The organism is Qipengyuania sp. (genome assembly GCF_048550555.1).
Lineage (GTDB): Bacteria > Pseudomonadota > Alphaproteobacteria > Sphingomonadales > Sphingomonadaceae > Qipengyuania.
Window position 1 is genome coordinate 83476 of sequence record NZ_JBLYYF010000034.1, and the last position, 22217, is coordinate 105692.

At 67.3% G+C, this 22217-nt stretch carries 25 protein-coding genes; 12 read left to right on the top strand and 13 right to left on the bottom strand.

The features are described 5' to 3' along the window. Positions 1 to 24 precede the first annotated feature (24 nt). Together ACN4E0_RS08505 and ACN4E0_RS08510 are read left to right on the top strand one after the other, a co-directional pair. Complete coding sequence (locus tag ACN4E0_RS08505; RefSeq protein WP_419567122.1) at positions 25 to 975, top strand: alpha/beta hydrolase; 951 nt, start codon at positions 25 to 27, stop codon at positions 973 to 975. Then, a complete protein-coding gene (locus tag ACN4E0_RS08510; protein WP_419567123.1) occupies positions 972 to 1448 on the top strand; it encodes an RNA pyrophosphohydrolase in 477 nt (158 codons plus the stop codon). The genes ACN4E0_RS08505 and ACN4E0_RS08510 overlap by 4 nt, the downstream gene beginning before the upstream one ends. Positions 1449 to 1483: 35 nt before the next feature. On the opposite strand, the gene ACN4E0_RS08515 is transcribed toward ACN4E0_RS08510, so the two are convergent. The 5 genes from ACN4E0_RS08515 to ACN4E0_RS08535 form a co-directional block, all read right to left on the bottom strand. Beyond that, positions 1484 to 1990, bottom strand: coding sequence for a tetratricopeptide repeat protein (locus ACN4E0_RS08515; RefSeq protein WP_419567124.1), 507 nt, complete (start codon positions 1988 to 1990; stop codon positions 1484 to 1486). Between the two features lie 68 nt (positions 1991 to 2058). Next, a complete protein-coding gene (locus ACN4E0_RS08520) occupies positions 2059 to 3231 on the bottom strand; it encodes an RsmB/NOP family class I SAM-dependent RNA methyltransferase (RefSeq protein WP_419567125.1) in 1173 nt (390 codons plus the stop codon). Between the two features lie 151 nt (positions 3232 to 3382). Beyond that, positions 3383 to 4846 carry an IMP dehydrogenase gene (gene guaB, locus ACN4E0_RS08525; protein ID WP_419567127.1) on the bottom strand — a complete coding sequence of 488 codons (1464 nt, stop codon included), beginning with the start codon at positions 4844 to 4846 and terminating at the stop codon, positions 3383 to 3385. A 57-nt stretch (positions 4847 to 4903) separates the two neighbouring features. After that, the gene (locus tag ACN4E0_RS08530) at positions 4904 to 5248 is read right to left on the bottom strand and encodes a hypothetical protein (RefSeq protein WP_419567128.1); all 345 of its coding nucleotides are present in this window, start codon (positions 5246 to 5248) and stop codon (positions 4904 to 4906) included. 6 nt (positions 5249 to 5254) lie between these two features. After that, positions 5255 to 6010, bottom strand: a complete 756-nt coding sequence (locus ACN4E0_RS08535) for a 3-hydroxybutyrate dehydrogenase (protein ID WP_419567129.1) — start codon at positions 6008 to 6010, stop codon at positions 5255 to 5257. 89 nt (positions 6011 to 6099) lie between these two features. On the opposite strand from ACN4E0_RS08535, the gene ACN4E0_RS08540 reads away from it, so the two are divergent. Continuing rightward, the gene (locus ACN4E0_RS08540; protein WP_419567130.1) at positions 6100 to 6954 is read left to right on the top strand and encodes a neutral zinc metallopeptidase; all 855 of its coding nucleotides are present in this window, start codon (positions 6100 to 6102) and stop codon (positions 6952 to 6954) included. Between the two features lie 90 nt (positions 6955 to 7044). Here the strand turns inward: ACN4E0_RS08540 and ACN4E0_RS08545 are convergent, their stop codons facing one another. Then, entirely contained in the window at positions 7045 to 8805 is a 1761-nt protein-coding gene (locus ACN4E0_RS08545; RefSeq protein ID WP_419567132.1) for a M56 family metallopeptidase, read from the bottom strand. Next, entirely contained in the window at positions 8802 to 9191 is a 390-nt protein-coding gene (locus tag ACN4E0_RS08550) for a BlaI/MecI/CopY family transcriptional regulator (protein ID WP_221599741.1), read from the bottom strand. Before ACN4E0_RS08550 ends, ACN4E0_RS08545 begins: the two co-directional genes overlap by 4 nt. 130 nt (positions 9192 to 9321) lie before the next feature. Between ACN4E0_RS08550 and ACN4E0_RS08555 the strand changes: the two genes are divergently transcribed. Beyond that, positions 9322 to 9981, top strand: a complete 660-nt coding sequence (locus ACN4E0_RS08555; RefSeq protein ID WP_419567133.1) for a peptidylprolyl isomerase — start codon at positions 9322 to 9324, stop codon at positions 9979 to 9981. Positions 9982 to 10445: 464 nt separating this feature from the next. After that, positions 10446 to 11522 (top strand): jacalin-like lectin, encoded by a 1077-nt coding sequence (locus tag ACN4E0_RS08560; protein WP_419567134.1) that lies wholly within the window; start codon positions 10446 to 10448, stop codon positions 11520 to 11522. 24 nt (positions 11523 to 11546) lie between these two features. Here the strand turns inward: ACN4E0_RS08560 and ACN4E0_RS08565 are convergent, their stop codons facing one another. Next, the gene (locus ACN4E0_RS08565; protein WP_419567135.1) at positions 11547 to 12854 is read right to left on the bottom strand and encodes a M20/M25/M40 family metallo-hydrolase; all 1308 of its coding nucleotides are present in this window, start codon (positions 12852 to 12854) and stop codon (positions 11547 to 11549) included. A gap of 75 nt (positions 12855 to 12929) precedes the next feature. On the opposite strand from ACN4E0_RS08565, the gene ACN4E0_RS08570 reads away from it, so the two are divergent. Continuing rightward, positions 12930 to 13181 (top strand): type II toxin-antitoxin system ParD family antitoxin, encoded by a 252-nt coding sequence (locus ACN4E0_RS08570; RefSeq protein WP_419567136.1) that lies wholly within the window; start codon positions 12930 to 12932, stop codon positions 13179 to 13181. Continuing rightward, positions 13174 to 13464 carry a type II toxin-antitoxin system RelE/ParE family toxin gene (locus ACN4E0_RS08575; protein ID WP_419567137.1) on the top strand — a complete coding sequence of 97 codons (291 nt, stop codon included), beginning with the start codon at positions 13174 to 13176 and terminating at the stop codon, positions 13462 to 13464. Before ACN4E0_RS08570 ends, ACN4E0_RS08575 begins: the two co-directional genes overlap by 8 nt. A gap of 48 nt (positions 13465 to 13512) precedes the next feature. Here ACN4E0_RS08575 and sdhA read toward each other — a convergent pair whose 3' ends face one another. Genes sdhA through sdhC form a run of 3 tightly spaced genes read right to left on the bottom strand, consistent with a single transcriptional unit; the run spans position 13513 to position 16135 of the window. After that, complete coding sequence (gene sdhA / locus ACN4E0_RS08580; protein ID WP_419567138.1) at positions 13513 to 15357, bottom strand: succinate dehydrogenase flavoprotein subunit; 1845 nt, start codon at positions 15355 to 15357, stop codon at positions 13513 to 13515. Beyond that, on the bottom strand, positions 15357 to 15743 hold the full coding sequence (gene sdhD / locus ACN4E0_RS08585) for a succinate dehydrogenase, hydrophobic membrane anchor protein (RefSeq protein WP_419567140.1): 387 nt from the start codon (positions 15741 to 15743) through the stop codon (positions 15357 to 15359). The genes sdhA and sdhD overlap by 1 nt, the downstream gene beginning before the upstream one ends. 11 nt (positions 15744 to 15754) lie before the next feature. Beyond that, positions 15755 to 16135: a succinate dehydrogenase, cytochrome b556 subunit gene (gene sdhC / locus ACN4E0_RS08590; protein ID WP_221602768.1), complete on the bottom strand. Its 381-nt coding sequence runs from the start codon at positions 16133 to 16135 to the stop codon at positions 15755 to 15757. Positions 16136 to 16244: 109 nt separating this feature from the next. Here sdhC and ACN4E0_RS08595 point away from each other — a divergent pair, with 109 nt between their 5' ends. From ACN4E0_RS08595 to ACN4E0_RS08610, 4 genes are all read left to right on the top strand, one after another. Then, positions 16245 to 16955, top strand: a complete 711-nt coding sequence (locus ACN4E0_RS08595) for an SDR family NAD(P)-dependent oxidoreductase (protein ID WP_419567141.1) — start codon at positions 16245 to 16247, stop codon at positions 16953 to 16955. Position 16956: 1 nt separating this feature from the next. Beyond that, a complete protein-coding gene (gene bla / locus ACN4E0_RS08600; protein WP_419567143.1) occupies positions 16957 to 17877 on the top strand; it encodes a subclass B3 metallo-beta-lactamase in 921 nt (306 codons plus the stop codon). After that, positions 17870 to 18775, top strand: coding sequence for a 50S ribosomal protein L11 methyltransferase (locus ACN4E0_RS08605; protein ID WP_419567144.1), 906 nt, complete (start codon positions 17870 to 17872; stop codon positions 18773 to 18775). Before bla ends, ACN4E0_RS08605 begins: the two co-directional genes overlap by 8 nt. Before the next feature lie 70 nt (positions 18776 to 18845). Continuing rightward, positions 18846 to 19427: a DUF2061 domain-containing protein gene (locus tag ACN4E0_RS08610; RefSeq protein ID WP_419567145.1), complete on the top strand. Its 582-nt coding sequence runs from the start codon at positions 18846 to 18848 to the stop codon at positions 19425 to 19427. 12 nt (positions 19428 to 19439) lie between these two features. Here ACN4E0_RS08610 and ACN4E0_RS08615 read toward each other — a convergent pair whose 3' ends face one another. Next, entirely contained in the window at positions 19440 to 20909 is a 1470-nt protein-coding gene (locus ACN4E0_RS08615; RefSeq protein WP_419567146.1) for an FAD-binding protein, read from the bottom strand. A 143-nt stretch (positions 20910 to 21052) separates the two neighbouring features. On the opposite strand from ACN4E0_RS08615, the gene ACN4E0_RS08620 reads away from it, so the two are divergent. Beyond that, complete coding sequence (locus ACN4E0_RS08620; RefSeq protein WP_419567147.1) at positions 21053 to 21724, top strand: SDR family oxidoreductase; 672 nt, start codon at positions 21053 to 21055, stop codon at positions 21722 to 21724. Here the strand turns inward: ACN4E0_RS08620 and ACN4E0_RS08625 are convergent, their stop codons facing one another. Continuing rightward, positions 21725 to 22216, bottom strand: coding sequence for a CinA family protein (locus ACN4E0_RS08625; RefSeq protein WP_419567149.1), 492 nt, complete (start codon positions 22214 to 22216; stop codon positions 21725 to 21727). It lies immediately after the preceding gene. Position 22217 lies beyond the last annotated feature (1 nt).

Below are 22217 nucleotides of genomic sequence, written 5' to 3' on the forward strand. Positions count from 1 at the left end.
AACGCAATTGGGAGAGAGAGCGAAATGGCCGATACCGAACACTATGTCCGCGACGACGTGCGCGGCTTCCTCGACATGCTCGAGGCGATGGGCGGCAAGGGCGTCGAAGAGGTCGGTGCGGAGGAAGGCCGCCAGCAGATGCGCGCGCTGGGCGCGGTGGCCGAGGCCGAGCCGCGTGCGATGGCGGTGCAGAAGGATCTGACCTGCCCCGGACCTGCGGGCCCGATCCCGGTGCGCTTCTACGATGTGAAGGCCGGGCGCGATCCGGGCCCCTGCGTGCTGTTCATCCACGGCGGCGGCTTCGTGATCGGCGACCTCGAGGTCTACAACGCGCTGTGCACCGAGATTTCGCACCATCTCGACCTGCCGGTGGTCTCGGTCGACTACCGCCTCGCGCCCGAGCACCCCTTCCCCGCCGCGCCCGACGATTGCGAGGCGGCGGCGCGCTGGGTCGCCTCCTCGCCCGCCGAGCTGGGCCGCGAAATCACCGGCCTCGTCATCACCGGCGACAGCGCCGGCGGCAATCTGACCATCGTCACCACCAACCAGCTGATGAACGATCCGGCCGCAGTGCCGGTGATCGTCCAGGCGCCGATCTACCCGGTCGCCTCGGATGTCAGCCAGCATTCGAGCCTCGCCATGTTCGCCGAAGGCTTCCTGCTGACCGGCGCGGCGATGGCGTGGTTCACCGACCAGTATGGCGGCGATGCCGGCGACCCGCGCCACACGCCGATGGTGGGCGATTGTTCGAACACTCCGCCGACGGTCGTCTGCACCGCCGGGCTCGACCCATTGCGCGATTCGGGCCGGGAATACGCCGCACATCTGGTGCAGCTCGGCACGGAAGTGGTCTATCTCGAGTTTCCCGGCATCATTCACGGGTTTACGACACTGCGAAAAGCGATACCGAGCGGCCAGACAGATCTCGAGGCCTTCCTCGACGCAACGAAACTGATGGTGGAACGATACAGGTGAACGAGAATCTCGGTTACCGCCCCTGCGTGGGCGTGATGCTGGTGAATGGCGACGGCAAGGTCTTCGTCGGCCGCCGCATCGACAACAAGGAAGGCGACTGGTGGCAGATGCCGCAGGGCGGTGTCGACGAGGGCGAGGACCTCAGGGACGCCGCGCTGCGCGAACTCGCCGAGGAAACCGGCGCGCGGCCCGAACATGTGACCATCCTCAAGGCGATGGACGAGCCGCTGCGCTACGACCTGCCCGAGGAGCTGATCGGCAGACTGTGGGGCGGCAAATATCGCGGGCAGGAGCAGGTCTGGTATCTCGCGCGCTTCACCGGCGGCGATGCCGATATCGATCTCGAGGCGCATGATCCGCCGGAATTCTGCGACTGGAAATGGGCCGAGCCCGAGCAGCTGCCCGAGCTGATCGTCCCGTTCAAGAAGCGCGTCTATCGCGCGGTGGTCGAGGCCTTCCGCGACCTCATCTAGCAGCTAGCGGAGGAGCACCCGGGGTTCGCCCCGGGTCAGTTCGCCTGCGGCGTCGTCGCGTCGGGCAGGACCGCTTCGGCGGTCTGGACGCGCGGCGGCGGGCCGGCGGCAATCCGCGCCGAGAGCGTGCGCGTTTCGGCGCAGCTCGACCCGCACAGCGATTCGAGTTTGGCGAGATTGCCCTTGGCCTTCTCGACCGCGCCCTTTTCGACCAGCGCCTCGCCCTCGCCCGCGATCGCGGCGAGATTGCGCGGGTCGCGCACGAGCGCTTCGCGATAATAGCGGATCGCCTTGCCCTGCAGCCGCTCGGCGCGCGCGGCCTCGGCAAGGCGCAGGAAGATCGGCGTATAGCCCGGGTCGATCGCCAGCGCCGCCTCATAGGCATCGATCGCACCCTGCGTGTCGCCCTGGCTGAGCGCCGCCTGGCCCTCGGTGATCAGCACGGCAGCCCGCGGCGCAGGCTCGCGTTGCCCTGCCCAGCTCATGCTGGAAGTCATGGCAAGCGCCAGCGAAAGGGCGGCGGCGGCGGGTGCGAAACGCATGATCGTCTCCAAAAGGGAAGTCCGTCCAGGGATAGGCGTGTCAGCCATAATCGGCATGGCTAACATGTTCACCCTGCACAGGCGATGAAAAATCCGTCGGTGCCGTCATGGAACGGCGTCAGGCGCATTCCCTTCCCGCGCGGCCTGCCCAGCGGGACATCGGGCGCCCGGCCCGCGACGTTCGGATGGCGCGCGAGGAAGGCGTCGAACTGGTCCGCACCCTCCTCGTCGAGCAGAGAGCAAGTGACATAGACGATCCGGCCGCCCGGCTTCACCAGCTTCGCGGCGACGTCGAGCAGATGCGCCTGGATCGCCGTCAGCCGCGCCAGTTCCTTTTCGTCGAGCCGCCAGCGCGCCTCGGGATTGCGCCGCCAGGTGCCGGTGCCCGAGCACGGCGCATCGATCAGGACCGCATCGGCCCGACCCGCCACACTGGCGAGCGCGTCGAGTTCCTGCTGCGGGTCGAGCAACACGGTCGCGATATTGGATGCCCCCGCCCGCTCGGCTCGCGGGGCGAGGCGCGAGAGGCGGCCACGGTCGGTGTCGGAGGCGATCAACCGGCCGAGATTGTCCATCGCCGCCGCGAGCGCGAGCGTCTTGCCCCCGCCACCCGCACACAGGTCGATCACCGTCTCGCCCGGCTGTGCACCGACCGCGAGGCAGGCGAGCTGCGAACCCGTGTCCTGCACCTCGACTTTCCCCTCGCGAAATTCCACCCACTGCTCGACCGGCGTTCCGGGTTCGAGCCGCAGCCCTTGCGGCGCATCGGTGGGGACCGCATCGGCCGGAAGCGCCAGCGTCGCCCGCTCGGCCTTGAGCGTGTTGACGCGCAGGTCGAGCGGCGCGCGCTCGAGCAGGGCCTCGGCCTCGGGCCCGGCAATATCGGCAGCAGCCAGCCGTTCGGTGAGCCAGGCAGGCGCGACGCCGCCCTGGGCCGCCTGCTCGCCCTCGCCCAGCGGCGCCGGGCCGTAATTCGAGCCGTCGAACAGCGGAACCAGGCTGTCATCCGTTTCGGCCAGCCGCAACATCGCCGCCCGCCCCGTCTCGGGCACCGGCCCGCAGGCGCGGATCGCGGCGAAGACCAGTTCGCGGATCGCGCGGCGGTCCTTCGATCCGGCGAAGCGGTTGTTGCGGAACCAGTCGGCAAGGATGCGGTCGGCAGGCGCGGCCTTGGCGCGCGCCGCCGCGATGATCGCGTCGAGCAGCTCGATCGCGGTCTGGACCCTGGCAGCGGGGGTCATGCTCCTCTCCCCCGGGGAGAGGGGGACCGCGAGGCCGCAGGCCTCGGGGTGGAGTGGCAAGAGCCGAGGCTCCGAACCTGCAGGTCTTGATCAAGCATAGGGTGCCCCTCCACCATGCTGCGCATGGTTCCCCTCCCCGTGTCGGGGAGGTTCAGCGCGTCGGATAGTTCGGCGCCTCGCGCGTGATCGCCACATCGTGGACGTGGCTCTCGGTCAGGCCCGCATTGGTGATGCGCACGAAATTGGCATTCTTGCGCAGATCCTCGATCGTGGCGCTGCCGGTATAGCCCATCGCCGCCTTGATCCCGCCGACCAGCTGGTGGACCACCGCGCTGGCGGGCCCCTTGTAGGGCACCTGGCCCTCGATCCCCTCGGGGACCAGCTTCTGCTGGCTGACATCGGCCTGGAAATAGCGGTCTGCACTGCCGCGCGCCATCGCGCCGACGCTGCCCATGCCGCGATAGGCCTTGTAGCTGCGGCCCTGGTAGATGAAGGTCTCGCCCGGCGCTTCCTCGGTTCCCGCGAGCATCGAGCCGACCATGATCGACGAGGCCCCGGCAGCGAGCGCCTTGGCCGCATCGCCGCTGGTGCGCAGGCCGCCATCGGCGATCGCGGGCACCCCCAGCTTCTCCGCTTCCTCGACGCAGTCCATGATCGCGGTGAGCTGCGGCACGCCGACTCCGGCGACCACGCGCGTGGTGCAGATCGAGCCCGGGCCGATACCGACCTTGACCGCATCGGCGCCCGCGCCCGCGAGCACCCTGGCCGCTTCGCCGGTGGCGATGTTGCCGGCGATGACCTGCACGCTGTTCGAGAGCTTCTTCACCCGCTCGACCGAGCGCGCGACGTCCTTGTTGTGGCCGTGAGCGGTGTCGATCACCACCACATCGACCTCCGCATCGATCAGCGCTTCGGTCCGTTCGAACCCCTTGTCGCCCACGGTCGTCGCCGCGGCCACGCGCAGGCGACCGGTCGCATCCTTGGTGGCATGGGGATAGGCGACTGCCTTCTCGATATCCTTGACCGTGATGAGCCCGACGCAGCGGCCGCTGTCGTCGACCACCAGCAGCTTCTCGATCCGCCGCTGGTGGAGCAGCTTGCGCGCTTCCTCCTGGCTGGTGCCGAGCGGCACGGTGGCGAGGTTCTCGGTGGTCATCAGCTCGCTCACCGGCTGGCGCGGATTGTCGGCAAAGCGGACGTCGCGATTGGTGAGGATGCCGACCAGCTTGCCGCCGCGATCGGTCACGGGGATACCGCTGATGCGGTTCTTGGCCATGATTTCCTGCGCCTCGCCCAGCATGGCGTCGGGATGGATGGTGATCGGGTTGACCACCATGCCGCTCTCGTAGCGCTTGACCGCGCGGACCGCGGCGGCCTGTTCGTCGACTTCGAGATTGCGGTGTAGCACGCCGATCCCGCCGAGCTGCGCCATGGCAATCGCCATGTCGGCCTCGGTCACCGTGTCCATCGCACTCGAGACGACCGGGATGTTGAGCGCGATCTCGCGCGTCAGCCGCGTGGCGGTATTGGCCATCGAGGGGAGGATATCGCTCTCGGCCGGAACGAGAAGAACGTCGTCGAAAGTGAGACCGAGGGGGATGTCGAGATGTGCCACGTGGAGAATCGCCTGCCGGGGGAAATGTGGCGGCCCATGTAACGACGGAATGGGAAACTAGCTAGTGCCTCTCCCGACTTCCTTGCCGCCGGCGCGGTGGCGATACAGGCGGAGGAAGACGAGCAGCGCCCCGACGGGAAACAGGAACTGCAGCACCTGCGGTTGCCAGCCAGCGCCGCGACCGGTGAAGGATGCCGTTGGCCAGGCGATCCCCAGGAACCAGTAGACTCGGTCGGGACGCGCCAGCACCAGAGCCCCGCCCCCGACGCCGACCAGCGCAAGCAGGGCCCAGAGCGGCTTGCGCGGCAGGCCCGGTTCGCGCAGCGCCAGCACCATCGCGGCAAGACTGACGAGCAGGCTGCCCGCCATGGCGGCGAGGAAGGCGATCTCGACCGTAGTCATGGAGCGTTATTCCGCGGTCCAGCCGCCGTCGATGCTCCAGTTGGCGCCGGTGACGTTCTGCATCTCGTCGCGGCAAAGGAACACGGCGAGCGCGCCGATTTCCTCGGGCTGGACGAATTTCTTGGTCGCCTGCTTCACCAGCAGCACGTCGTTGATCACTTCGTCGCGGGTCATCCCGCGCGCCTTCATCGTGTCCGGGATCTGGTTCTCGACCAGCGGCGTCCAGACATAGCCGGGGCTGATGCAGTTCGCCGTCACGCCGTGCTCGGCGAGTTCGAGCGCGATGGTCTTGGTAAAGCCGTCGAGCCCGTGCTTGGCGGCGTTGTAGGCGCCCTTGAACGGGCTCGCGACCTTCGAGTGCGCGCTCGCCGTGTTGATGATCCGCCCCCACCCCTTGGCTTTCATTGCCGGGACGGCGAGCCGGGTGGTGTGAAAGGCGGCGCTGAGATTGAGCGCGAGGATGAGGTTCCACTTGTCGACCGGAAACTCCTCGACCGGGGCGACGTGCTGCATCCCGGCATTGTTGACGAGGATGTCGATCTCCCCCGCCTGCTCCATCATCGTTTCGATCTGCGCGACGTCGGTCAGGTCGGCGCCCGAATGCGTGGCGCCAAGTTCCTCGCACAGTTTCGCGATCTCGCCTTCGTCGCCGAAACCGTTGAGCACGACCCTGGCCCCCTCGCCCGCCAGCGCCCGCGCGATGGCGAGGCCGATGCCGCTGGTCGATCCGGTGACGAGTGCGCGTTTTCCTTCGAGAAACATTCGGGGCTCCAGGCGTTATGTCGATAATCGAAGGCCGACATCGCGCACATGGGGTGCGCTGTAAAGCGGCCAGGCCAAAGGGGGAGTGCATGCGGCTCAATCCGTTCAATACCGGGAATATCGACGTGCGTTCGAGCGGCGGCGGCATGCCCGGGGGCAAGGCCGGCGGGATCGGCTGCGGCACGATCGTGATCGCCGCTCTCGGCTATTTCGTCTTCGGCCTGGACCCGATGCAGACTGCGGGAATGGTCGAAAGCGTCCAGCAGGGCCAGCAGCAGGCCGGACCCGCCAATACCGACGAACAGGCGATCTGCACCAGCAGCCCCTATTCGCGCGAGGCCTGCAACGGGCTCCAGTCGCTCAACGAGACCTGGTCGCAGACCTTCTCGGCGCAGGGCTATGGCGACCAGTTCAAGCAGCCGACGCTCGATCTCTACGGCGGCGGCGGGGTGCGCACCGCCTGCGGCAATGCCAGTTCGGCGATGGGTCCCTTCTACTGCCCCGGCGACCAGACGATCTATATCGACACCAGCTTCTACGACACGCTGGAGAGCCAGCTCGGCGCGGGCGGCGATTTCGCGCGCTATTACGTACTCGCGCATGAATACGGCCACCACGTCCAGACGCTCACCGGGGTTTCCAACCAGATCCGCAGCGCGCAGGAACAGAACCCGCGCCGCGCGAACCAACTGCAGGTGCTGATGGAACTGCAGGCCGATTGCTATGCCGGCGTATGGGCGGGCAAGAACCGCAACCTCATCGAACCGGGCGATATCGAGGAAGGCATGCAGGCCGCCGCAGCGATCGGCGACGACCGCCTGACCGGAGGCCGCGTCTCGAGCGAGAACTTCACCCACGGGACCAGCAAGCAGCGCAGCGATGCCCTGCGGCTCGGCCTCCAGGGCGACGACCGCGCCTGCGACCGCATCACCGCGATCGGCTGAACCCCGGCAAACAAGCGAAAGGACGCGGCCGTGGCGACCGCGTCCTCTTCGATGGCGCCGCAGGGTCGGCGCGAAACTTGGTCCTCAGCGTCAGCTGCGGGTCGAGCGCCGCAGTTCGCCGATCTCCTCGTCGAGATCGCGCAGGATGTCGCGGCGGATCTCGTCGGACAGGCGGTCGTTGCTTTCGATCCCGCGGCGCGTCTGCTCGAGCGCCTTGAGCGCGATGCGGTCGCCAGCGGTGTCGCAGACATACATCACGGTCCGGCCGTTCTTCTGCTTCGAGGTCACCGGGCTGTCGGGATAGCGGCAGCTCTCGACCACTTCGGGCACGTTGCTCACCGCCACCGTCACCGATTGGGCGATCGCCTTGCCCATGTCTTCGCCCCAGCTTCCGGAGTCGGCATAGGCACGCGCCTCGGCGCGTTCGGCCCGGGCCTCGGCATGGGCGACGCGTCCCGCCGCCCACTCGATGCGTCCCGCAGCCCAGTCCTGGCGGCCGCGCGCATACTCGATGCGCCCTTGGGCCCAGTCCCGACGGCCCTCGGCATAGCTTTCGTCGTGGCGCTCACGCAGCTCTGCGGCACGGTCGCGCGCCTCCCCGGCCCGTTCGCGCGCCAGCTCGGACTTCTCGCGGGCCAGCTCGGCCCGTTCGCGGCCGGCCTCGACCCGCTCGCGCAGGTGCTCGGCCATAGCCTCGCCGTCCAGATAGGTCAGCGCGGCGTGATGGACCATCGCCGGCGGCGCGGGAGCGGCCGGCGGTGCCACCGGCGCCACCGGTGCCACCACTTCGGTCATTTCCGGAGGCGTCTCATGCGCCAGCGCGGGCGCTGCGCCGACGTAGCAGATGCTGGCGGTCATCGGCAGCGCCAGCAGCGCGGCGCCCACCGCCCCGCGCGCCGCGATGCGGCGACGGCGCGAATCGTCGGTCATGGGCAAGTTGCGCAGGCGGTGGATGATCGACTTGTCGCCCAGCACCGGGCAGGCCATCGGCGCGGCCAGCGCGGGCCGGGGGCATATCTGCGGGCGGCGCGCGAAATCGGCGATCACCGCGGCATAGGCGGCACGCTCGTCGCGGCTGCGGCTGGCGACGACGCGGGCGTCGCAGGCGGCCTCCTGGTCGCGGCGCATCGCGGTCCAGCCCATCCAGCCGAGCGGGTTGAACCAGTGCACCGCGAAGAGCGGCTGTATCAGCACGTTGACCAGGATATCGTGGCCGCGGTGATGCGCCAGCTCGTGCGCGATGGCGAGGTCGCGGACCTGGCGCGGGCGGGTGGCCATGAAGCCGTCGGGCAGCGCGATGACCTTGTCGAAGACGCCGAAGGCCATCGGACCCGAGATCGCGGTCGTCTCGACGAGGCGGATGCGTCCCACCTCGCCCACCGACCGCGCGTCGTCGAGCAGCTCGCGGCGCAGCTCGCCATAGAGCCAGAAGCGGCGGGTCAGGAAGATCGCGGCGCCCAGCAGCCACAGGATCACCAGCGGCGTGACGAAGTCGATCGGCGATTCGAGCGGCGCCGGCGTGACCGGGGCAACGAAGGACGCCTGCGACAGCCCGGCGTCAGCAGCGGGCACGGCGGCGGCGAAATCGGCCATCGCGGGATCGAACTCGGCCATGGCCGGTTCGAAGGCGGTCTCGGCCTGCAGGAAGGAGGGCTGCATCCAGGCCGGTAGCTGGACCGGCGGGAACAGCAGCCGGGCGAGCGGCAGGAACCACAGCGCATAGGCGGCGCCGGCACCGAGGTGGCGCCCGACGGGGCGGCGCAGCAGCAGGGCGAAGCCGATCAGCACGCCGGTCCACAGCAAGGTATCGAACAGGAACCAGTCCCAATAGTCGCGGAGTAGCTCGGTCATTTGCGCATCTCCCTCAAGAGCGCCTCGATTTCGGCGAGATCCTCGTCGCTCAGCGCCTCGCTCTCGGCGAGCTGCGCGAAGAGCGGTGCTGCGCGCCCGCCGAACAGCCGGTCGACCAGGCGACGGCTCTCACCCCCGACATAGTCGGAGCGTTCGATCAGTGGACGATAGAGGAATTTGCGACCCTCGGGTTCGGTGCCGACAACTTCCTTCTGGACGAGGCGGCTGAGCAGCGTCTTGACGGTGGGGATCGACCAGTCGCGCTGGGCGCAGATCGCGTCGCAGACTTCGGAAGCGGAGATGGGATTCTGGTCCCACAGCACTTCCATTACCGCGTGTTCGGCCTCGCTGATCCGTTCTCCCGGTGCATCCTTGCGCTTGGCCATTTTCCACTCCGTAAGGGTAATTTTTCGATTACGCCTGTAGCCGCAACGACTACGCCTGTAAACCTGTAGCCTGGCTGAACGGGCGCGAAACGCGCTTGCTTCTCGACCAACGCCCTATCAGGGTGGATGAATGACACGCGCATTCGCCCTGCTCGCCCCCCTCGCGCTCCTCGCCTCGCCGCTGCTCGCGCAGGACGAGGCACCCGCCGCGCCGGAGGAGTTCGCAACGCAGCTGGTGGTGATCGAGACCACCAAGGGCGACATCACCGTGGCGATCGAGACCGAGCGCGCGCCGATCACCGCGGCCAATTTCCTGCGCTATGTCGACGAGGACCGCTTCGACGGCACGCATTTCTACCGCGCGATGCACCTCGACTGGGGCGAGCCACCCAACGGCCTGCTGCAGGGCGGGACGCAGATGGACCCCGAACGCGTGCTGCCGCCGATCGCGCATGAACCGACCACCGAGACAGGGCTCAGTCATACCGACGGGGCGTTGTCGATGGCGCGCTACGATCCGGGCAGTGCGACCGGAGACTTCTCGATCATGATCAAGGATCAGACGGGGCTCGACGCCACCCCCGGCTCGTCCGATCCGAGCCTGCAGGCCGGTTTCGCCGTGTTCGGCCATGTCGTCGCGGGGATGGACGTGGTCCACGCGATCCACGCCATGCCGCCCGATCCCGACAAGGGCGAAGGCTGGATGAAGGGGCAATTGCTCGCCGAGCCGGTCGAGATCCTCGACATGCGCCGGGTGGAGGCGGTCCCCGAAGAGTCCTCGTCCGAGTAACCCGCCCCGGCCAGGTCGGCAATGCGCCGCCCTGCTCAGAGACCGTCACCGTATCGACGCTGAGGATCTTCACCTCGTCGACGCACCTCAAGACGTGCACTTCGGTGCCGGGAAGGGCGATCGCGTCGCGCGCCGAGAGATAGGTCGATTCAGAGACCGCGATACCGACCGGCTCGCCACGTTCATCGTGTCATGCCGGCGCGTGCGGCGCCAGATGAGTGGAGCCCGATGGCAAACACCTGCCGTCGCGGCAGTCCAGCGTCCGCAAGAAATACTCCCGACTCTATCAACCCCTCGAAATCGATGACGGGAATATTACAATCCCACATTCTCAATAGAATTTTGCGAAAGCACTTTTTGACTCCTTGGTGTTGGTGTAAAGTCCAGTAGCGACTCGATTACTTAGGGATGATAATTTGGTATTCATTTTCCTTGATTTTCAATAAGCAGAGGGGATTTCGATCATGTGGACAGATCACACACCGGCGGCGCCGTCCGAAGACGAGCAGCGCGACGATGCGGTCGAAAAACTCGCTGCGGATGTCTCCGCCACAACGCCCTATGTCAGGGTCCTGATCATCGGCGGAGGGGGCGGGACGGCATTCTCCTTCTATGGCGGTTCCGATGGCGCGATGATCGAAAAGATCGGCGTCTGGATCGGCGGCTGGCAGATCAAGGCGGTCAAGGTCTGGCTGACGAACGGGAGGGTCGAGCAATTCGGCAACGGCTCGGGCCCCTATCAGGAATTCGCCTTCGAGAAGGGCGAACTCATCACCAGCATGTCGCTATGGGGCAATGGCGCCGGTACGCGATTGGGCGCGATCAAGTTCAAGACCAATCGCAACCGCGAATTCTTTGCCAAGATGAACAAGTGGGGCCTCAAGCAGGAATATCCGATCGATGTCGGCTCGGGGCTTTGCGTGGGCGTGATGGGGCGCGCCGGGAGCGATGTCGACAGCATGGGCTTCGTGTTCGTCAAACCGATCCGGGAATCGGTCATGCTCAACATGAATTATCCGACCATCGGCCTGGAAACACCCAATGTCCGCCCTGATTCGATCGCGTCGACGACCTATGAGAACGAGCTCGACGAGCCGCAGGAATACACGTTCGAGGCGAGCAAGAAGCTGACCCGCAAGGAAGCCTGGTCGATCACCGCGGGAATGGAATTCGCCCTGTCCTACAAGGTCACCGCAGGCATCCCGATCGTCGCCCAGACCGAGACCGGATTCTCTTTCAAGGTCAGCGTTTCGGGCACCTACGGCCAGGAAAACACCGAGGAAAAGACCGAGACCTGGAAGTTTCCGATCAAGGTGCCGGCCAAGACCACGGTCGATGCGACAATGACGATCGGCCGCGCCGACATCTCCCTGCCCTACAATGCACAGGTCAAGGTCGTGACGACCGACGGATCCGAACTCGTCTTCGACGTGAACGGAAGCTACGATGGCATCACCTACACGAAGGTCCATGTCAAAGTGACCGACGTCAACGCTGCGGCCGGTGCGAAGCCGCTCGACGATCGCTGGATCGAAAGCTGAAGCCGCGCGCGAGCGGTGGGGCGGCTATCGCGCCGGACTCTCCTGCGCCAGCCGGCTCATTAGGATCGCGGCGCGCTGCGCCTGGCGCACCATCGAGCGCAGGTCGATCGATTCGCCCGCGGCATGGCTGCCGCTGCCCGAGGGGCCCATGCCCGCCAGCCCGTCGACATAAGGCGCGACGAAGCTGATATCGGCGGCGCCGCGGCGCGAGGGCGGATAGGGCGCCATCGCCTCCAGCCCGAGATCGGCATTGATCGCGTTGAGCCGGGCGAGCAGCGCGTCATTGCCCGCGGTCGGGGCCATTGGCGGATAGCGGAACTCGATGGCGATTTCGGCCTCGGTCCCGGGCAGGTGCTCGGCGACGATCGCCCTCATCTTTTCCGCCGTGCGCTCGTTCTGCTCCTGCGTCAGCGCGCGCAGGTCGCCGCGCGCGACCGCGGTCGAGGGTATGATGTTGGTCTTGCCCGTGGTGGTGGCGGAGAGGCCGTCCGCGCCGATTTCCGCTGGCGTTCCGCCCGCCATGAAGCCGACGTTGTAGGTAAGGTTCTCTTCCGGCAGCTCGCGCCGGAAGGCATCGAGAATGCGAGCCATCTCGTAGATCGCGCCATAGCCCACGCCCTCGGCGAAAATGCCCGAGCTGTGCCCGCTCTTCGCGCTGGTGGTGAGCGTCCAGCTGCCCGAGGAGCGCCGCGCGACGACGCCCGTATCCTTGCCATCGAGGATCGACAACGCCTCGAACCCGAGCGCGACATCGGCCCATTGCCCCGCCTCGATCAGATCCTTGCGCGCAAGTTCGAGCGGGTCGCCCGCATCCTCCTCGTCGCCGGTTAGCGCGACGACGATATTCGCATCGTCGAGCGTGCCCGCCGCCTGCATCGCGCGCAATGCGGAAAGGATAACGATCACCCCGCCCTTGTCGTCGAGGATTCCGGGGCCGACCGCCGTGTCTCCGTCGCGGACGAAACCGGTGAAGGGAGAATCGGGCTCGAAGACGGTGTCGAGATGGCCGATCAGCAGCATCTTGGTGCTACCCGGCGCGCCCTCGTGCCGCGCGAAGAGGTGCCCTGCCCGACCTGCGGCCGACTGGTCGATCCATTCGGTAGTGAAGCCCAGCGCCTCGAATTCGGGCACCAGCGCATCGGCCACGGCCTTCACGCCCGCATGGTTGTGCGAGCCCGAATTGATCAGCGTGATCTTTTCGAGCAGCGCGACATCGGTTTCGTAGCCATCCTCGACCGAAGCGACGATAGCGTGTTCGGGCTGCGAAAGCTGGGCGGCGAGGGGCGAGGCGAAGCTGGCCACCATGGCCAGCACGGGGAGGATTTTGCGCATGCCACAAACTGGCCCGGCGCCCTGCCTCAAGTCAACGCGATTGCCGGCTTTACCAATTTTTGGTATCCTCGAGCGATGGCCAGCAAGAACACTTCGATCGCCCTCGGCAAACCCTATACCGACTTCGCGCGCAAGAAGGTCGAGAGCGGTGAATTCGCGACCACCAGCGAGGTAGTGCGCGAGGCGATGCGGCACTATATGGCGCAGGACGCCAGGCGCGAGGCACTCGACCGCGCGCTCAAGGAAGGCCTCGACAGCGGCCCCGCGCGCCCGTTCGACTGGGACAGCTTCATGGAGCGCCACTTCGGTAGCGACACCGATGCCTGATGTCGTGGTCCTGCCTTCGGCTGAGGCCGACCTCGACGCAATTGCCACCTATACCAAGCAGCAATGGGGTCGCGATCAGGCGCGCCAGTATCTCGCCTCGCTGAGGGCGGTGATGGATGACCTAGGCGATTTCCCGCAGCGGCACCCGCGCTATGACAGCGCCTTCGGCCCCTTCCACCGGGCGCCAAGCGGTGACCACCGAATCTACTACCGACTAGAGGGTAACACTATTCTCGTCGTCCGCGTGCTGCACAGCCGGATGGACCCGAGCGACCAGCTCTGACGCAGGTCCCGAGGCACCGCCGCATAGCGCAGCGGCGCCTCGTCGGGATCAATAAACCCGCTTCTTCGGCTGGATGTAGGTCACGTCGTCGGTCAACGTATATTCGTGGACCGGGCGGTAGTCGATCTTTACGCCGCCGCCCTTGCCGCCCCAGCCTTCGAACCAGGCGATGGTGTGCTTCATCCACTCGGCATCGTTGCGGTCGGGGAAGTCCTCGTGCGCGTGGGCGCCGCGGCTTTCCTTGCGGTTTTCGGCCGAAGCCATGGTGACATTGGCCTGCGCCATGAGGTTGTCGAGTTCGAGCGTCTCGATCAAATCGCTGTTCCAGATCAGCGAGCGGTCGTGGACCTTGATGTCCGTCATCCGCTTGTTGATCTCCTTGAGCTGGTCGACGCCTTCGGCAAGCAGCTTGCTGTCGCGGAACACCGCGGCGTGGCGGGTCATCGACTTCTGCATGTCGGCGCGCAGTGCCGCGGTCGAGGTGCCGCCGTCGGCATAGCGGAAGTGGTCGAGCCGGGTCAGCGCCAGCTCGGCGCTGTCGGCGGGGAGCTCGTCGAAGCTCGTGCCCGGGGTGATCAGCTCCTTGAGGCGATGGCCGGTCGCGCGGCCGAAGACCACGAGGTCGATCAGCGAGTTCGAGCCGAGGCGGTTCGCGCCGTGGACCGAAACGCAGGCCGCCTCGCCCACCGCGAACAGGCCGGGGACGATCTTTTCGGGATCGCTGGTATCGCCTGCCATCACTTCGCCGTGATAGTTACAGGGGATGCCCCCCATGTTGTAATGGACCGTCGGCGTAACCGGCAGCGGTTCGCGGGTCAGGTCGACCCCGGCGAAGATCTTGCCGCTCTCGGTGATGCCGGGCAGGCGTTGCGCGAGCACCGCGGGGTCGATGTGGTCGAGATGGAGGTAGATGTGGTCCTTTTCGGGGCCCACGCCGCGGCCTTCGCGCATTTCGAGCGCCATCGAGCGGCTGACGACGTCGCGGCTGGCGAGGTCCTTCGCGCTCGGTGCATAGCGCTCCATGAAGCGCTCGCCTTCGGAATTGGTCAGGTAACCGCCCTCGCCGCGCGCACCCTCGGTGATGAGCACGCCCGCGCCGTAGATGCCGGTCGGGTGGAACTGCACGAACTCCATGTCCTGCAGCGGCAGGCCGGCGCGCAGCACCATGCCGCCGCCGTCGCCAGTGCAGGTATGCGCGCTCGTCGCGGTGAAATAGCAGCGGCCGTAGCCGCCGGTCGCCAGCACCACCGCCTTCGAACGGAAGCGATGGATGGTGCCGTCGTCGAGGCACATGGCGATGACGCCGACGCATTCCTTCTCGCCGTTGGCGCCTTCCTTCATGATCAGGTCGAGCGCGAAATATTCGATGAAGAAGTCGGCGTCGTACTTCAGGCTCTGCTGGTAGAGTGCGTGGAGCATGGCGTGGCCGGTACGGTCGGCGGCGGCGCAGGTACGCTGCACCGGCGGGCCCTCGCCCATGTTCTGCATGTGACCGCCGAACGGGCGCTGGTAGATCGTCCCGTCGTCGTTGCGGCTGAAGGGCACGCCGGCGTGCTCGAGCTCGTAGACCGCCTGCGGCGCCTCGCGCACCATGTATTCGATCGCGTCCTGGTCGCCGAGCCAGTCGGAGCCCTTGACGGTGTCGTACATGTGCCACTGCCAGTGGTCGGGCGTGTTGTTGCCGAGGCTGGCGGCGATGCCGCCCTGCGCCGCGACGGTGTGGCTGCGGGTCGGGAAGACCTTGGTGATGTTGGCGGTCTTGAGGCCGCTCTCGGCCGCGCCCATGGTGGCGCGCAGGCCCGAACCGCCCGCGCCGACGACCACCACGTCATAGGTATGGTCGGTGATCGGATATTCGCGACCGTTGATGCTGAAGGTTTCGTTCCGGGCCATCAGGCGGCTCCTCCAAGGGCGATGCGGGCGATCGAGACGAGGCCGAAGGCGCCGCCGCCAATGGTTGCAAGATTGAGAAGGGCAAGGACGCCGAACTTGGTTCCGGCGTCGTGGACATAGTCCTCGATCAGCACCTGCAGGCCGAGCCGTGCGTGCCAGAAGACCGAGACGATCAGCAGCGCCAGTGCGGTCGCGGGCAGCGTCTGCCCGGCCCAGCCGGTGACGGTGCCGAAGCTGTAGTTGGGCAGCAGCGCGAGGCTGATCGCGAGGAACAGCATCAGCACCAGATTGCCGATCGCGGTGAAGCGCTGCAGCAGCCAGTGATGCGCGCCCTCATGCGCCGAGCCGAGCCCGCGCACGCGTCCAATGGGGGTTCCGTTAGCCATGGGTCTTGCCTTTAGCGAAGCAGGATGAGGGCCCAGAAGCCCGCGGTTAGAAGGATGCCGAGCAGCGGCGCGAGGATCGACCAGGTCTTGTTGGTGTCGAGTTCGTAGCCCGCGCCAATATCGAGCACGAAGTGCCTGAGGCCGCTCATCATATGGCTGAAGAAGGCCCAGGACAGGCCGACCAGCACGACCAGGCCGAGCGGCGATCCCATCGCCTCGGCGAAGACGGCATAGGCCTCGGCCCCCGCCGCCATCGCACCGAGCCACCACAGCAGCACGCCGAGGCCGACCAGCGCGAGCCCGTCGCCGGTGATGCGGTGGAGGATCGAGACCGCCATGTGCGGCCCCCATTTCCAGATTTGCAGGTGCGGCGCCATCGGGCGATTGGCCATGGTCATCTTCCGGTTCAAACGAATTGGTGTGCCTCCCTTAGCGATGTGAACGTGCGTGACAAGGCGCGCGGCCTCGACAAGTTGCGCAAATTTTTCGAAGAGGCTTCGCATGACATGCATTCTTCTCACCGGCTCGAGCCGCGGGATCGGCGCGGCGGCCAAGGCCGCGCTCGAGGCGCGCGGCGCGCGGGTCGTCGGCCAGGCGACGCACAGCTCCTCGGTCGACACCGTCCCCGCCGATTTCACCGAGCCCACCGCGCCGCAGGAACTGTGGCTCGCCGCGCTCGCCCGCGCGGGCGGGCAGATCGACGTGCTGGTCAACAATGCCGGCCTGTTCGATCCCAATCCGATCGACCGGTCGGACATCGAATGGCTCGATGCCTGGGAAGACACGATGCGGATCAACCTCACCGCATCGGCCCAGCTCAGCCGCTTCGCCGTGAAGCACTGGCAGGAACGCGGGATTCCCGGACGCATCGTCCATGTCGCCAGCCGCGCCGGGCATCGCGGCGATTCGCCGGCGCATTGGCACTATGCCGCGAGCAAGGGCGGGATGCTGGCGATGCACAAGAGCATCGCCCGCGCCTATGCCGGCGAAGGCATCCTCAGCTTCGCCATCACCCCCGGCTTCACCGATACCGCGATGGCGGGCGATTATCTGGCGAGCCGCGGCGGACCCGGCCTGCTCGCCGACATCCCGCTCGGCCGCGTCGCCGAGCCCGAGGAGATCGCCAAGCTCATCGAGTTCTGCGCGCTCGACGCCCCGCCCAGCCTGACCGGCGCGACGCTCGACGCGAACGGGGCCAGCTATGTCCGCTAGGATGTCCGGGCTTGCGCTCGCGCTGATGGCGGCCGCATGCACCACCACCGAGACCGCGGAGATGGCCGCGTCGCCGGACAATGCGGTGGATGCTGCTGCACGCCGCGCGTGGGCGGAACGCTGCACCGATTTCGACGAATGGGACAAGCCCGGGCCGCCCTTCCGGATCTACGGCGATACCTATTACGTCGGGACCTGCGGGATCGCCGCGATCCTCGTGGTCGGCAGAGCCGAGGGCGATGTGGTGATCGATACCGGCACCGAAAACGGAGCGGAAATCGTCCTCGCCAATATCCGCACCCTCGGCTTCGACCCGCGCAATGTGCGCCGCGTGTTCATGAGCCATGAGCATTTCGATCACGTCGGCGGCATGGCGCGGTTTCTGGCGGCGACCGGCGCGACCGTTACCGCCAGCGCCCCGGCGGCCGCGGTGCTGCGCACGGGACACGTCTCGACCGATGACCCGCAGGCGGGCAGCGGCCATCCGCCGTTTTCGCCGGTCGAGGACGACGCGCTTGAGGTGCTCGACCCCGAATGGCGCGCAATCACCGCGGCCGGGCACGAGTTCAAGCCGATCGCGTCTCCGGGGCATACGCTCGGCGCGACGAGCTGGACCTGGCAGGAGTGCGAAGGCGGTGAGTGCAAGCGCATCGTCTATGTCGACAGCATGAACCCGATCAGCGACGACACCTATCGCTTCTCCGACCATCCCGCACTCCTCGCGGCATTCCGCAAGGGGATTGCCGACATCGCCGCGCTCGATTGCGACATCGTCCTGGCCCCGCACCCCAGCGCAGCGAAGATGCGCGACCGGCTGCTGGGCGAAGCGCCGCTGGTCGATCGCGGCGGCTGCCGCGCCTATGCCGCCGCCGTCGCCGAGCGGCTCGACCGGCGCCTCGCCAGGGAGCGCGGCGATGACTGACGCTTGGAAGATCTCCGCCGAGGTGTCCAAGACCGTCGCGCGGGCGGCACTCGTCGCTCATGAGGACGCGGTCGACTGGCCCGACACATGGGTCGTGACCGGCATGGAAGTGGCCGACCACCTGCCCGAGGAATGGGTCTTCGAAGTCTATCTCGACCGGGAACCGACCTCCTTCGACCTCGAGCGCGTCGGCAGGCTGTTCGCGGACGAGCCGCCCGGATTCGCGGTCGAGAAGCTGCCCGAAACCGACTGGGTGACCGAAAGCCAGAAGGGGGTTGAGCCGATCCGCGCGGGGCGATTTCACGTCCATACCCCCGAACACCGGGCCGATCCGGCGATGGTCGACTTCGTCATCCCCGCCAGCCAGGCCTTCGGCACCGGCCAGCACCAGACCACCGCCGGCTGCCTTGCCATGCTCGACCTGATGAAGCGCGAGGGGATCGTCGCGCGCAGGATCGCGGATATCGGCACCGGGACGGGCCTGCTCGCCTTCGCCGCGATGCACCTGTGGCCGCGCGCGCAGGCGACCGCATCGGACATCGACCCGGTCTGCGCCGGCGTGGTCCGCGACAACATGGCCCTCAACCGCGTGACCGAAGGCGACGGCGCAGGCGAACTGACCATGGTGATCGCCGACGGGATGGACGATCCCCTGCTCGAGCTGCGCGGCCCTTACGACCTGTTCATCGCCAATATCCTTGCCGGCCCGCTGGTCGAACTCGCCCCGTCCTTCGCCGCGGCGATCCCCGCGGGCGGCAATCTGCTGCTGGCCGGCCTGCTCGAAACGCAGGAAGCGCGCGTGCGCCGCGCCTATCGCGCGCGCGGCTTCCGTCTCGCGCGCCGGCTGGTCAAGGGCGACTGGTCGGTGCTGTGGCTGCGCAGGAGCCGCGTGCGCTAGTCCTGCGCCCTCGCGGCCCTGCGCACGCAAACGCTCGACAAACCGCCGGGTTGACGGTTAAACCAAGGTGATGCGCACCGCCGCCGAGCCTCCGATGACCGGATCCGACACGCCGGCCGCGCTCCCGGTACAGCATCAGGCCACGCGTCGCAGGTCGCTGGCCAAGGCAGTGTCGTGGCGCGCCGTGGGCTCGCTCGACACGCTGCTGCTGTCCTATCTGCTGATCACCTATCTCGGACCGCTGGTCGGGCTCGAGCACACTTCGCGCCAGGCGCTCGGCGCGGCCAGCATGATCGCGCTGACCGAAGTCGCGACCAAGATGGTGCTCTACTATCTGCACGAACGGTTCTGGGAATGGACCAGCTGGGGGACCAGCCACACCGGCAACCGGCGCCGCGAAAGCTATAGTCGCAGCACCACCAAGACCGCGACCTGGCGCATATTGGCCTCGCTCGACACCACGCTGCTCGCCTGGCTCTTCACCGGCAACGTCGCCACCGCCGCCTCGATCGGCGGGCTGGAGGTGGCGACCAAGCTGGTGCTCTATTTCTTCCACGAGCGCGCCTGGGCGCATATCGGGTATGGCCTCGTCGCCGCCACCCCGGTCGCGCTCGCACCCGACCCCGCGCCGGCCGAACCCCTCACTTCCTGACGCTGGCGCCGCTCAGGCGAAGCCCGCATCCGCCGCCGATTCTCCGGGCAGCGGACGCCCGACGCCGAGCATCGTCCGCACGCGTTCGGAGAACATCAGCCGCCCTTGCGGATAATGTTGCCGGTGGATGCGCATCAGCTCGGCGAGATGATTGTCGTCGAGTGCGGAGCAGAAATCGGGCCCCAGCGCGCTCTTGCCGAAATGCGGGCGCGTCTCCGGCTCGTAATGCATCACCAGCCGCTGCAGCCGCTCGAGCCAGGCATAGTCGCGGGGGTCGGCGAAGAGGTCGATCGCAGCCACCGGCCGGTGGGCGTTGGCAGCGAAAACCGGCCCCGCCGTGCCCGGCAGTTCTCGCACCGAGATGATGCCCTTGAGGTAGAAGCCGAGGTCGCGCAGCGCGTCGGCCTCGCGGATGATGAACTTGACCACCGCCGGCGCCTTTTCGAGCGGGACGAAGAAGGCGAGATTGTAGCCGGTGTAGGTGGTCGAGAAGAGCCCCCGGGTGATGCTCGGCGCGCGGTTCTCCTTGAGCCCCGGCTTGGGGTCGTAGAGGAAATCGAGGTCGCCCGGGTCGGTGATCACCCGCTCGCTCTGCTTGAGGTCGAGCCAGTCGATGAAGCGCTGCATCGGGCGGCGCAAGGCGGGCAGGAAACGGTCCAGGGCGTAGTAGCGCTTGAGCACCCAGGCGGCGAACTTGCCCTTCCCGCCCTTGGGTTCCGGATGCGCCTGGAGATTTTCCGCCTCGTGGCACTCGGCGAGCGCGTGGAGCATCACCACCGGATCCTCGGGATCGGTATAGGGCATGACCGCCCAATTGGCGGCGATCGAGCCCTGCTTGAGCTCGTCCAGCTTGGACATGCGGCTCATCGAGCTGACCGAGACATAGGGTTCGAGCGGCTTGGTCTCGAGCACCAGCTCGATGATCGGCGCGATCGTGCCGAAGGACAGCGCGACATAGCGAAAATCGGGATCGCCGCGCTTCAGCGTCACGCGCCTGCCCGCGCCATCGAGGAAGGTCAGCTCGACGATGCTGTCGGCCATCACCGCGCGAGGGCCGAAACCGTGCGTGCCCGTGGCCAGCGCGCCGATCACCGACTGCTCCATGTAATTGCCCGAATTGAGCAGGCCACGGCCATGCTCGTCGCGCAGAAAGGTCTTGAGCTCGCGCACCGAGACCGAGGCACCGACCCGCACCCTGCCGGTCGCCGGATCGTAGGCGAGCGTCTTGAGCCCGCCCTCCCGCATCATCATCGCGGTGACGCCGGGCACCACCTGCACGCCGTTGTAGCTGTGCGACTTGCCGACGCAGCTGTAGAGTCCCTCGCCGATCAGGCTGCCGAGGCGCGCCTCGTCGGCGGGCACGCGCGCTTCGGTTTCGGTGCGATAGACATTGATCCACGAGCGAACCCAACGTTTGCCTTCGGTCCCCACGGCGCGCGCATCGGCGCGTTTTCGCATGGTACGTCGATAGACTGCGATCATGGCGTCCCCCCTGCCAAGTCCCTGTACGCGCGTCATAACCATTTCCGCGCGGCGATGCGAGGACAGGAACGACATGTCCCGCGAGGGAACTTCCGCATGGCGGGGACGCTCTTCCAGCGAAGCGAAAACGCCAAGGAGACCCCATGCCCAGAACCCTGCTCATCACCGGCGCGTCGAGCGGCATCGGCGCCGCCACCGCGCGCGCCGCCGCTGCCGAAGGCTGGAACCTCGCGCTGCTCGCGCGCTCGAAGGACAGGCTCGAGAATCTCGCCGGCGAGATCGGCGCGAGCGCGCTGGCGCTGCCCTGCGACATCACGCAGCGCGACGAACTCGAGCGCGCGGTCGAGCGGGCGGTGGCGCGCTTCGGCGGGCTCGATGCGGTCTTCGCCAATGCCGGAACGGGGGTTTCCAGCCCGGGTATCGAGACGGGCGATCCCGACGAGTGGCACGCAATGATCCATCTGAACGTGCTCGCCGTGCTGACAACGGCGCATGCGACCCTGCCGCACCTGCGCAAGACCCGGGGGCATTTCGTCGTCACCGGGTCGAAGGCCGGGCGCGACCATCTCAAGGGCTCGGTCTATGGCGCGACCAAATGGTTCGTGCAGGGTCTGGCGGGCAATCTCGCGGAGGAAATGCGCGAATGGGGCGGGCGCTGCACGGTGATCACGCCGGGCATGGTCGACACGCCCTTCTTCGACGAGCCCAAGCGCGACAAGATCCAGCCCGGGGATGTCGCCGATGCGGTGGTCTTCGCGCTCGCGCAGCCGAAGACTTCGGCGGTGCGCGAGATCCACATCATGCCCAACGACTGATCAGCGCGACAGCGCCTCCTCCAGCGCCTGCAGCGCGGCGCGGGTGAAGGCTTCCATATTGGCGATGCGGTCGTCGCGGCCGGTCTCGGTGAGCCGGGTGAATGCGAATCCGTCGGGGCCGACCACCGCGGCGCAGCTGCGCCCCGCGGGCGCGCCGCCCGGGTGGGTCGATCCGCCGACCGAGCCGCTCTCCGCGAGGCCCCAGTCGGCGCCGAAATTGTCGCGGATCGCCTGGGCCTGGAGCAGCGCATAGTCCGTGCTCGCCCCGCGCATCCCCTCGTAGGCATCGCGGGGAAGCGCGAACAGCACGTCGCGCGCGCGGAAGGAATAGACCACCCCGCCCCCGACGAAGAAATCGAGCGCCCCCGGCACGGTGAGCAGCGAGGCGGCTATCATCCCGCCGGTCGCCCCGTCCGCCACCGCGAGCTTTTCGCCGCGTTCGCGCAGCAGTGCGGCGATGCGCAGCGCCTGCGGGTGCATTGCGCCGAGCATG

Bases quoted from the DNA above. Each gene is read 5' to 3' on its own strand.
- ACN4E0_RS08575 (WP_419567137.1), top strand. From the start codon at position 13,174: ATGCCTGATGTCGTGGTCCTGCCTTCGGCTGAGGCCGACCTCGACGCA.
- ACN4E0_RS08595 (WP_419567141.1), top strand. From the start codon at position 16,245: ATGACATGCATTCTTCTCACCGGCTCGAGCCGCGGGATCGGCGCGGCG.
- ACN4E0_RS08505 (WP_419567122.1), top strand. From the start codon at position 25: ATGGCCGATACCGAACACTATGTCCGCGACGACGTGCGCGGCTTCCTC.
- ACN4E0_RS08615 (WP_419567146.1), bottom strand. From the start codon at position 20,909: ATGATCGCAGTCTATCGACGTACCATGCGAAAACGCGCCGATGCGCGC.
- ACN4E0_RS08515 (WP_419567124.1), bottom strand. From the start codon at position 1,990: ATGCGTTTCGCACCCGCCGCCGCCGCCCTTTCGCTGGCGCTTGCCATG.
- ACN4E0_RS08620 (WP_419567147.1), top strand. From the start codon at position 21,053: ATGCCCAGAACCCTGCTCATCACCGGCGCGTCGAGCGGCATCGGCGCC.
- ACN4E0_RS08545 (WP_419567132.1), bottom strand. From the start codon at position 8,805: ATGACCGAGCTACTCCGCGACTATTGGGACTGGTTCCTGTTCGATACC.
- ACN4E0_RS08540 (WP_419567130.1), top strand. From the start codon at position 6,100: ATGCGGCTCAATCCGTTCAATACCGGGAATATCGACGTGCGTTCGAGC.
- ACN4E0_RS08570 (WP_419567136.1), top strand. From the start codon at position 12,930: ATGGCCAGCAAGAACACTTCGATCGCCCTCGGCAAACCCTATACCGAC.
- ACN4E0_RS08520 (WP_419567125.1), bottom strand. From the start codon at position 3,231: ATGACCCCCGCTGCCAGGGTCCAGACCGCGATCGAGCTGCTCGACGCG.
- ACN4E0_RS08610 (WP_419567145.1), top strand. From the start codon at position 18,846: ATGCGCACCGCCGCCGAGCCTCCGATGACCGGATCCGACACGCCGGCC.
- ACN4E0_RS08535 (WP_419567129.1), bottom strand. From the start codon at position 6,010: ATGTTTCTCGAAGGAAAACGCGCACTCGTCACCGGATCGACCAGCGGC.
- bla (WP_419567143.1), top strand. From the start codon at position 16,957: ATGTCCGGGCTTGCGCTCGCGCTGATGGCGGCCGCATGCACCACCACC.
- ACN4E0_RS08530 (WP_419567128.1), bottom strand. From the start codon at position 5,248: ATGACTACGGTCGAGATCGCCTTCCTCGCCGCCATGGCGGGCAGCCTG.
- ACN4E0_RS08560 (WP_419567134.1), top strand. From the start codon at position 10,446: ATGTGGACAGATCACACACCGGCGGCGCCGTCCGAAGACGAGCAGCGC.
- sdhC (WP_221602768.1), bottom strand. From the start codon at position 16,135: ATGGCCAATCGCCCGATGGCGCCGCACCTGCAAATCTGGAAATGGGGG.
- ACN4E0_RS08625 (WP_419567149.1), bottom strand. From the start codon at position 22,216: ATGCTCGGCGCAATGCACCCGCAGGCGCTGCGCATCGCCGCACTGCTG.
- sdhD (WP_419567140.1), bottom strand. From the start codon at position 15,743: ATGGCTAACGGAACCCCCATTGGACGCGTGCGCGGGCTCGGCTCGGCG.
- ACN4E0_RS08565 (WP_419567135.1), bottom strand. From the start codon at position 12,854: ATGCGCAAAATCCTCCCCGTGCTGGCCATGGTGGCCAGCTTCGCCTCG.
- ACN4E0_RS08550 (WP_221599741.1), bottom strand. From the start codon at position 9,191: ATGGCCAAGCGCAAGGATGCACCGGGAGAACGGATCAGCGAGGCCGAA.
- ACN4E0_RS08555 (WP_419567133.1), top strand. From the start codon at position 9,322: ATGACACGCGCATTCGCCCTGCTCGCCCCCCTCGCGCTCCTCGCCTCG.
- sdhA (WP_419567138.1), bottom strand. From the start codon at position 15,357: ATGGCCCGGAACGAAACCTTCAGCATCAACGGTCGCGAATATCCGATC.
- ACN4E0_RS08605 (WP_419567144.1), top strand. From the start codon at position 17,870: ATGACTGACGCTTGGAAGATCTCCGCCGAGGTGTCCAAGACCGTCGCG.